This is a genomic window from Pseudomonas sp. MWU16-30317 (assembly GCF_020515695.1).
Classification (GTDB): Bacteria; Pseudomonadota; Gammaproteobacteria; order Pseudomonadales; family Pseudomonadaceae; genus Aquipseudomonas.
Map to the genome: position 1 here is coordinate 1 of NZ_JAIWJA010000025.1, position 1,960 is coordinate 1,960.

Below are 1,960 nucleotides of genomic sequence, written 5' to 3' on the forward strand. Positions count from 1 at the left end.
TGTCACCGCCAATGTAAAACTGACCCCCTAACGCCAACTCAATTTTGACCCCCTGGGCGATCATGGTGGCTTTGAGCTGCCGAGATGTTGACCCAGGAGCAGTCAGTGGAAATCAAGGTATTGGCCCGTCAGGGCATGGGTATCAAAACCATCGCGCGCACGCTCGGGCTGTCGCGCAACACCGTGCGCAGGTATCTGCGCGGCGAAGCCGATCAGCCGTGTTATCCGGCAAGGCCGACCCGGCCGGCCAAGCTCGACCCCTTCAAGGCCTACCTGCAAGAGCGCATAGATGCAGCCCGGCCGCATTGGATTCCCGCGACAGTGCTGCTTCGCGAAATTCAGGCGCAAGGCTATGCCGGTGGAGTCAGCCGGCTCAAATCCTGGCTGGCGCCCTTCAAGCGTCCGGTGCACGACCCGGTTGTGCGCTTCGAAACCTTGCCCGGTCAGCAACTTCAGGTCGACTTCACCACCATTCGCAGGGGCCGTGACCCGCTCAAAGCCTTTGTCGCAACGCTTGGCTACAGCCGCGCCACCTTCGTCTGCTTCGGCGCTCGCGAGGACAGCGATGCGTGGCTAAACGGTTTGCGCGAGGCCTTCGCCTTTTTCGGCGGAGTGCCGGAAGAGGCGCTGTTCGACAACGCCGGCGCGATCATCCTTGAGCGCGATGCGTATGGTGCTGGCCAGCATCGCTGGCATCCTCGACTGCTGGCACTGGCCGACGAATACGGTTTTCGGCCGCGCGTTTGCCGGCCCTACCGCGCAAAAACCAAGGGTAAGGTCGAGCGTTTCAACGGCTACCTCAAAGGCAGTTTCATCACGCCACTGGCGGCCACACTCAAGAGCGCGGGTTTGCCGTTGGACGTCGCCACCGCCAATGCCCACATCGGGCGCTGGCTCGATGAAGTCGCGCATCAGCGGATTCATGGCACCACAGGGGTTAAGCCGGCAGCGCGTCTGGCCGAAGAGCGCGACGTCTTGTTACCGCTACCGGCCAGCAGGGTGAGCACTCTGGCGCTACCTCTTTTGCGGCCAGGCCGCGTGCTACCGCACGAGAGCTTGCAGCACCCGCTCTCGGTTTACGATGAGTTGCTGGAGACACGTCGATGAACCTTCAGCACGCGCGCATCATCGAAATGTGCCAGCAGCTCAAGCTGGAGCGGATGGCCGCAGACTGGGCTGGCTTGGCCCAGCAAGCCGCCGCTCAGGAGCAGAGCTTCGCCGACTTCCTGGAGCATTTGCTGCGCGTAGAGGCTGAGGCACGCACCGAGCGATCACGCCAAACCCTACTGAAGATGGCGACACTGCCCGCTCTCAAAACGCTGGAGCAATACGATTTTGCCTTCGCCAGCGGCGCGCCACGCGCGCAGTTGCAAGAGCTGGCGGGACTCAGCTTTATCGAGCGCGCTGAGAACATCGTTTTGCTCGGCCCCAGCGGTGTGGGCAAAACGCATCTGGCCTGCGCATTGGCCTATCGTGCAACGTTGGCTGGAATCAAAACTCGCTTCATCACCGCTGCCGACCTGATGCTGCAACTCGCCGCCGCACACCGGCAGGATCGCCTGAAGGAATACTTCAACCGCGCGGTGATGGGCCCACGACTGTTGGTGATCGACGAGATCGGATACCTGCCTTTCGGACGTGATGAAGCCAATCTGTTCTTCAACGTCGTTGCCCGCCGATACGAGCGCGGCAGCATGATCCTCACCAGCAACCTGCCGTTCACCCAGTGGGCGGGCACTTTCGCCGATGATCAGACGTTGACGGCCGCGATGCTGGATCGTTTGTTACATCATGCGCATATCGTGCAGATATCCGGCGATAGCTACCGGCTCAAGGATAAACGCAAGGCGGGTACCAGCCCTGCGCGAGCGGTGAAGAGCGTTTAAAAGCAGGCCGAGGGGGTCAGATTTCAGTTGGCGAAAAATGCAGTAAAGGGGTCAGTTTTGGGTTGGCGTTGACA

At 61.1% G+C, this 1,960-nt stretch carries 2 protein-coding genes; both read left to right on the top strand.

Going from position 1 to position 1,960, the window contains the following annotated elements:
* Nucleotides 1-84 precede the first annotated feature (84 nt).
* Entirely contained in the window at nucleotides 85-1,107 is a 1,023-nt protein-coding gene (istA, locus tag LIX93_RS29445) for an IS21 family transposase (protein WP_226507528.1), read from the top strand.
* Complete coding sequence (gene istB, locus LIX93_RS29450; protein WP_226507529.1) at nucleotides 1,104-1,886, top strand: IS21-like element helper ATPase IstB; 783 nt, start codon at nucleotides 1,104-1,106, stop codon at nucleotides 1,884-1,886. Before istA ends, istB begins: the two co-directional genes overlap by 4 nt.
* Nucleotides 1,887-1,960: the final 74 nt, after the last annotated feature.